Genomic DNA, 6,810 nt, shown 5'->3' with positions numbered 1-6,810 from the left:
CAGAGAACGCCGCCTCCCTGTAAGGGAGAGAGCCGACCCGACGGCTCCATCGGTCATCGCGCGCTTTCGCCGCGCAGTCCGCGGGCTCCGCAGCGCCAAGCACGGTACAGAGTCGGTCCACCGGTCGGCAGTAGGGAGCGCCCACGTCCCACATACGTCCCACGGCTTACGGAAAGACAGCCCCGCGTACGGCTTCCTTGCAGGTCAGCAGGATGCGGATGCGAACACGGCGAGCGCCTTCTAAGCGCTTGCTGCATTGGACAACGCACCGCGAGCCTTTTCCGACCTCCGAGTGACGTTGGGGTCTGTCAAACGTTCGGGTCTGCCTCACTTCCAGTGGTAACGGAGCGTAAGATTTGGGCGGCGTTGCTTGCAGAGAGTACGGCCGACACTCCGATCTCGGCAGTTCGAACGGAGGGCAGTACGCTGAGGTCGCTGGGCTTGGCGCGCCTCCCTCACGGACAGGCGCCGAGCCGATCAGCCGGTACTGGAGAACGATTGCTACGGTGCGCGGACCCGCAGGTTCTGGTCGAGGGCCTGCTCATCATCATGGTTCCTGTCCGTCACCACCGGAAGTGAGACAGAGCCGAACGTCTTACAGCCCCCGCCCTACGTGTTGACGAGGCCCGGTGTACGCATAGACATCGACGTCCGACCGCAACCAAGTGCACCCTGATTCGGACCGAGGCGCGCCCATGACGTTCTTGCACGTGACCTTCGCTGTCGCAAGGCCGATACTGCCTCCGTAGGAATCCGGTCGGCATGCTGTCGATCTACCGCAGGAACCTGACACGGCGTCACTAAAGTCAGCATTAGGTCAGCATCAGTACCGCCACAGCCCGCTTCCGGCCGCTACGGACCGCCAGGACCGAGGACTACCCGAACCTGCCTTGACCAGCAAAAACGCAGGCCGACGACCCACCCGCTAAGCTTCCTGGGAGGCACCTATGAAGATGTTGATCAACGTGCCGGAGACGGTGGTGGCCGACGCCCTGCGCGGTATGGCCGCCGCCCATCCGGAGCTGACGGTCGACGTGGACAACCGGGTGGTGGTACGCCGGGACGCGCCGGTCGCGGACAAGGTGGGGCTGGTCTCCGGCGGCGGCTCGGGGCACGAGCCGCTGCACGGCGGGTTCGTCGGCCCCGGGATGCTGGACGCGGCCTGTCCCGGCGAGGTGTTCACCTCCCCCGTCCCGGACCAGATGGCACGGGCGGCGGCGGCCGTGGACAGCGGCCGGGGGGTGCTGTTCGTGGTGAAGAACTACACCGGCGACGTGCTGAACTTCGACATGGCCGCCGAGCTGGCCGAGGACGAGGGCGTGCGGGTCGCCAGAGTGCTGGTCGACGACGACGTGGCGGTGGTCGACAGCACCTACACCGCCGGGCGGCGCGGCACCGGCGCCACGCTGTTCGTGGAGAAGCTGGCGGGCGCGGCGGCCGAGGCGGGGGCGCCGCTGGAGCGCGTGGAGGCGGTGGCCCGGCAGGTGGCGGAGTCCTCCCGCAGCTTCGGCGTCGCGCTGAGCGCCTGCACGACTCCGGCGCGGGGCGTGCCCACCTTCGACCTGCCGCCCGGCGAGCTGGAGCTGGGCGTCGGCATCCACGGGGAGCCGGGCCGCGAGCGGCGGGGGATGATGACCTCCGGCGAGATCGCGGACACGGCGGTGGACGCGGTGCTGGACGACCTGCGCCCGGACCGCCCCGTGCTGGCGCTGGTCAACGGCATGGGCGCCACCCCGCTGCTGGAGCTGTACGGCTTCGCCGCCGAGGTCCACCGGGTGCTCGGCGAGCGCCGTGTGGCCGTGGCCCGCACCCTCGTCGGCAGCTACGTCACCTCGCTCGACATGGCGGGCTGCTCCGTCACCCTGTGCCAGGCGGACGAGGAACTGCTGCGGCTGTGGGACGCGCCGGTGCGCACCCCGGCACTGCGCTGGGGCATGTGACCCCGGGCGGCCGGGCAGGGAAACGTACGCGGCCACCGCAGGCGCCGCCCGCAGACAGCCCATAGGCAGCCCGCAGACAAGGAGACCGTGGTGACCGTCGCACTGGACGCCGACTTCTTCCGCCGATGGATGTCCGCGGTCTCGGCCGCCGTGGACCGGGAGGCGGACCGGCTGACCGAGCTGGACTCCGCCATCGGCGACGCCGACCACGGCGCCAACATGCGTCGCGGACTGACCGCCGCGGTCGCCGCCCTGGAGGAGGGGGTCCCCTCCTCCCCCGGCGCGGTGCTCGCCCTCGCCGGGCGCCGGCTGATCTCCACCGTCGGCGGTGCCTCGGGCCCGCTGTACGGGACGCTGCTGCGCCGCGCGGGCAAGGTGCTGGGCGACCAGGAGAGCGTGGAACCGCAGCGGTTGCGGGAGGCGCTGCACTCCGGGGTGGAGGCGGTGGCGCAGCTGGGTTCCGCGGCGCGGGGCGACAAGACGATGCTGGACGCGCTGTACCCGGCCGTCGAGGCGCTGGGCGATTCGGGCGACGACTTCGAGGCGGCGCGCAGGGCCGCCGAGGAGGGAGCCGAGACCACCGTGCCGATGCGGGCGCGCAGGGGCCGGGCCAGTTATCTGGGCGAGCGCAGCGTCGGGCACCAGGACCCCGGCGCCACCTCCTCGGCACTGTTCTTCGCCGCGCTCGCCGACACCGCCGGCACCGCCGCGACCGGGGAGCCGGCGTGAGCGCGGTGAGCGGCCGGGTCGGCGTCGTGCTGGTCTCGCACAGCAGGCAGGTGGCCGAGTCCGTCGCCCATATGGCGCTCGGGCTGGCGGGCGGCGCCGATGTCCCCGTAGCGCCCGCCGGCGGAACCGGGGACGGCGGGCTGGGCACCAGTTCGGAGCTGATCACCGAGGCGGCCCGCCGGGTCGACCGGGGCGCGGGTGTGGCGGTGCTTGTGGACCTGGGCAGTGCGGTGCTGACGGTGCGCACGCTTCTCGCGGAGGAGGACGAGCTGCCCCCGGGCGCCCGTCTGGTGGACGCGCCCTTCGTCGAGGGCGCGGTCGCGGCCGTGGTCACCGCCTCCACCGGTGCGGACCTGGACGCGGTCGCGGCGGCCGCGGCGGAGGCGTACGGCTACCGCAAGGCCTGACCGGCGCACGTGCCGCCCGGGGCGCGCGTCAGCGTCCCGCGGCGGAGGCCGGCGGCCCGGCCCACACCGACCAGCCGCAGCCGTGTGCCTCCCGGATGCCCCGGGCCTCGCTTACGGCCTCGACCAGCATCAGCCCCCTGCCGTGCTCCTCTCCCGGCGGGTGCGTCCGGGGGGAGCCGGCGGGGCGAACTCCGTTCCGCGAGGCGGGGGCCGGTCTCCGGCCGCCACGGCGGCGGTGCGGCCGGTCCCGCCCGATCCACCCGCCCACTCACACAGACGTATGGACACGCCACATGGTGCGGGAACGCCCGGGGCGGATGAGTACGGCTACTCAGGCGCCGCCGGGCGCGCCCGGCGAGGATGGGCCCGCCGCCCTTTCCCGCGTCCGGCATCGAGCGTCCGGTGCCCGGCGTCCGGCGGACGCACCGACAACCGCGCAGGAGTACCCGGAGGAGCCCGCCGTGCTCAGCACCGTCGCCCGTACCGTCGTCCCCGCCCTCGGCCGCCTGCGGGTCACCTCCGACCCCGGCGCCGAGCTCGCGCCCGGCAGCATCGTCGCCGCCAACCACACCTCCCTGGTCGACCCCGGCGTGGTCCTGGCCGCCCTGCACCGCCTGGACACCCGGCCCGTGGTGCTGGCGACCGCCGGGCTGTGGCGGATACCGGGTCTGCGCCAGGCCCTCGCCCGCGACGGGCACGTGCCGGTGCACCGGGGCACCGAGCGGGCCGCCGCCTCGCTGGAGGGTGCCGCCACCGCGCTCGCGGCGGGCCGGGTCGTGCTCATCTACGGCGAGGGCGGGCTGCCGCGCCGCGCGGACTCCGGCGAGGCCGAGCCCGGCCCGTTCCGCAGCGGGCTGGCCCGGCTGGCGCTGGCCACCGGCGCCCCGGTGGTGCCTCTCGGGCAGGCCGGTTCCCGCCGGATCAGCTCCGGTTCCACCGCCAAGCAGGTCGCCGGGTTCGTCACCGCCCCGCTGCGCCGCCCCGGCGTGCACGTCCACGTCGGCGAGCCGGTCCGGCTGTCGGGCGACGTGGTCACGGCCACCGCCCGCGCCCGCCGGGCGGTCGTCGCCGCCTGGCGGGTCGCGGCGGAGCGGGCCGGCCACCCCGTCCACTCCCACGGGGACTTCTCGGCGACCGCCTGAACCACGCCCGCCTCAGTGGGGGCGGGGCCCGGCCAGTTCCTCCGGCAGCCCCGGCTCGGGCCGGGGGATCTCGCCGTAGTCCTCGTCGTCCCCGTCGACGCGCAGCCGGTTGACCACCGCCTCCACCGCGGCCGGCAGCCGGGGGTGCCGGCCGCGGTGGCACTGGGTGAGCAGGTCCCGGCGGACGGCGTCCGGAAGCAGGAAGCCGTGCGGGCCGGGCACGCCGGCGGTGCTCCGAGGGGCTCGGGCTGCGGTACGGGCGCTCCCCAGCAGGGCTGCCTGCCGGCGCCAGTAGTCGGCGTCGCGGAACTCCCCCAGGCGCCGGTGGTGGAGGCAGAGGCAGAAGGCCGCGGTGCGGCTGCCTCCTCCGGCCGCGAACTGCCACCAGAACTGGGCCGCGTCCCGGTGGCCGACCAGATGGAGCAGGCAGGCGAAGACCAGCGCGCCCTCGGGCTCGGCACGCCGGTGGTCGATCAGCCGCGCCAGGCTCCCGGCCGCCCCGGGCGAACCCACCACCAGGGAGATGGCGAGGTCCAGATCGTGGGCGGCCTGTTCGTGGACGGTTCGGTAGCGCCATCCGGTGTCCGGGTTCGCCGGCGGCCGTGCGGAGGGCGGGCCGGCGGCGACGGCACGGGCGATGCGCTCCCGTGCGGCGGCCGGGTCGTAGCCGTCGTACTCGCCGCCGAGGACCTCCGCCCCCTCCAGCAGCGCGTCGATCCTCCGGTGCTCCCCGGTGCCGCGCACGTTACCGCTCCCCCGTCCTGTGGTTCCTTCCCTGGCCCAGTCCGGCCGCCAGTTTCCTCTTGGCGTGCCGTACCTGCGCGCGCACGGCGACCGTACCGCAGCCCAGGTACTCGGCCACGTCCTCCTCGGGACACCCCAGTACATAGCGCAGAACGACGATGTCGTGCTGCCGTTCGGGCAGTTCGGTGATGGCCGTGTACAGGCGCAGCCCGTTCTCCAGGGCGGTGAACCCGTCCGCCGCGTCCGGTCCGTCCGCCTCGTCCAGCAGTTCTTCCAGCAGCCGGCCGCGGCAGGCGGCCTCGAAGGCCGCGGTCTCCGCCAGCGCCGGGGCACGGCCGTCGCGGTCCAGCCGCTCCCGGATCCGCTCCTTGAACACCGCCCAGGCGTAGGCCGGGACGGACTCCTGTTCCAGTACGTGGTTCCAGTCGCTCAGCAGTTGGGCGCAGGCGGCCTCCACCACCGCCTCCGCGCCGGTACGGCTGCCCACCTGGGTACGGGCGTACCTCAGCCACACCCGGTGGTGGTACTCGTGGAAGGCGTCGAAGGTCAGGGGTGTCCGCCGGTGGCGGACGGAGGGTTGCGGGGGGTCGGCGTCCACGTCGACGGGGACGTTGTCAGGGGTGTTCACCGCGTGTCTTCCCGGCTCCGTGTGGGTGCTCGTCGGGTCGTCGGTCGCGGGCGTCCCGCCCCGCGTGCGCCTCGGCACTCCCCGGTGGAGGCGACCGCCGGCGCGAGGGGACGGGACCTCGCCCGCCAAGCCAATCGGATCGTGGGCATCGTCGGACAGTGGTTTCCCAAAAAGTGGGCCCAGAGTAATAGTGTGATTACCGCCATGGCGGACGGAGGGGACGGTACAGTACACCGCCTTCCCCGACCACCGTGCCTCGCAAGCCTGTTGGGGGATCCGACAGTGAACCGGCGAGTGCTCACGAAAGGTGTGATCAAGGTGTCCCAGACGGTCGACGGCACCACCGGCGGCGCGGACGACAGCGCGGTCGACCTGGAACTGGACCGGGCGCACTCCGCCCGCATGTACGACTACTACCTCGGCGGTCACACCAACTTCCCCGCCGACCGCGAGGCCGCCGGACGGGCCATGGCGATCTTCCCCTCCGTCCTGGTGGCCGCCCGCGCCAACCGTGAGTTCACGCACCGGGCCACCGGCTTCCTGGCCACCGCCGGCATGCGCCAGTTCCTCGACGTGGGCACCGGCATCCCCACCTCGCCCAACCTCCACGAGGTGGCCCAGGCAGTGGCGCCCGAGTCGCGGGTGGTCTACGCCGACAACGACCCCATCGTGCTCGCCCACGCCCAGGCCCTGCTGCGCAGCCACCCGGCGGGACGCACCGCCTACGTCCATGCCGACGTCACCGATCCGGCCGCCCTCCTGGCCGCCCCCGAGGTGAAACGGACCCTCGACCTGGGCGAGCCGGTGGCGCTCAGTCTCAACGCCCTGCTGCACTTCGTGCCCGGCGAGCACCGGGCGCACGAGATCGTCGAGCACTTCAAGAACGCGCTGCCGTCCGGCAGCACCCTGGCCATCAGCCATGTCACCCCAGACTTCGACCCGGAGGGCATCGCCCGCCTGACCGAGGCCTACCGCGCCTCGGGAACCCCCGGACAGGCCCGCACCAGGGAGGAGTTCACCCGGTTCTTCAGCGGCTGGGAGCTGTTCGAGCCGGGGGTCACCACCTCCCACCGCTGGCGCCCCGACCCCGGCCACACCTTCGGTGACGTCGGCGACGCCGAGGCGGCCTGCTACGCCGCGGTCGCCCGCAAGCCCTGAGCCCGGGCCGTCCGGGTCCGTCTCCCGCCGGAGAGAACGAAGCCGTTCATCCCGGTGCGCAG

7 protein-coding genes are annotated in these 6,810 nt (G+C 73.6%); 5 read left to right on the top strand and 2 right to left on the bottom strand.

The genetic code is table 11. The features are described from left to right. The first annotated feature begins 947 nt into the window (after positions 1 to 947). From dhaK to IQ279_RS24275, 4 genes are all read left to right on the top strand, one after another. Positions 948 to 1,940 (top strand): dihydroxyacetone kinase subunit DhaK, encoded by a 993-nt coding sequence (gene dhaK, locus IQ279_RS24290; protein ID WP_206351428.1) that lies wholly within the window; start codon positions 948 to 950, stop codon positions 1,938 to 1,940. A gap of 129 nt (positions 1,941 to 2,069) precedes the next feature. Continuing rightward, positions 2,070 to 2,669 carry a dihydroxyacetone kinase subunit DhaL gene (dhaL, locus tag IQ279_RS24285; RefSeq protein ID WP_206351434.1) on the top strand — a complete coding sequence of 200 codons (600 nt, stop codon included), beginning with the start codon at positions 2,070 to 2,072 and terminating at the stop codon, positions 2,667 to 2,669. Continuing rightward, positions 2,666 to 3,076: a dihydroxyacetone kinase phosphoryl donor subunit DhaM gene (dhaM, locus tag IQ279_RS24280; protein ID WP_206351427.1), complete on the top strand. Its 411-nt coding sequence runs from the start codon at positions 2,666 to 2,668 to the stop codon at positions 3,074 to 3,076. Before dhaL ends, dhaM begins: the two co-directional genes overlap by 4 nt. A 461-nt stretch (positions 3,077 to 3,537) precedes the next feature. After that, entirely contained in the window at positions 3,538 to 4,218 is a 681-nt protein-coding gene (locus tag IQ279_RS24275) for a lysophospholipid acyltransferase family protein (RefSeq protein WP_206351426.1), read from the top strand. A 12-nt stretch (positions 4,219 to 4,230) separates the two neighbouring features. On the opposite strand, the gene IQ279_RS24270 is transcribed toward IQ279_RS24275, so the two are convergent. Together IQ279_RS24270 and IQ279_RS24265 are read right to left on the bottom strand one after the other, a co-directional pair. Continuing rightward, entirely contained in the window at positions 4,231 to 4,962 is a 732-nt protein-coding gene (locus IQ279_RS24270) for a hypothetical protein (RefSeq protein ID WP_206351425.1), read from the bottom strand. A 1-nt stretch (position 4,963) separates the two neighbouring features. Continuing rightward, on the bottom strand, positions 4,964 to 5,590 hold the full coding sequence (locus IQ279_RS24265) for an RNA polymerase sigma factor (protein WP_206351424.1): 627 nt from the start codon (positions 5,588 to 5,590) through the stop codon (positions 4,964 to 4,966). Positions 5,591 to 5,908: 318 nt separating this feature from the next. Between IQ279_RS24265 and IQ279_RS24260 the strand changes: the two genes are divergently transcribed. After that, positions 5,909 to 6,748, top strand: a complete 840-nt coding sequence (locus IQ279_RS24260; RefSeq protein ID WP_307792514.1) for an SAM-dependent methyltransferase — start codon at positions 5,909 to 5,911, stop codon at positions 6,746 to 6,748. Positions 6,749 to 6,810 lie beyond the last annotated feature (62 nt).

It is taken from the genome of Streptomyces verrucosisporus (genome assembly GCF_017114865.1).
Lineage (GTDB): Bacteria > Actinomycetota > Actinomycetes > Streptomycetales > Streptomycetaceae > Streptomyces > Streptomyces fenghuangensis.
This window is presented reverse-complemented; position numbering and strand designations above follow the sequence as displayed.

What these genes read in the sequence shown, in the direction of transcription:
- dhaK (WP_206351428.1), top strand. Translation starts at nt 948, where the DNA reads ATGAAGATGTTGATCAACGTGCCGGAGACGGTGGTGGCCGACGCCCTG.
- dhaL (WP_206351434.1), top strand. Translation starts at nt 2,070, where the DNA reads ATGTCCGCGGTCTCGGCCGCCGTGGACCGGGAGGCGGACCGGCTGACC.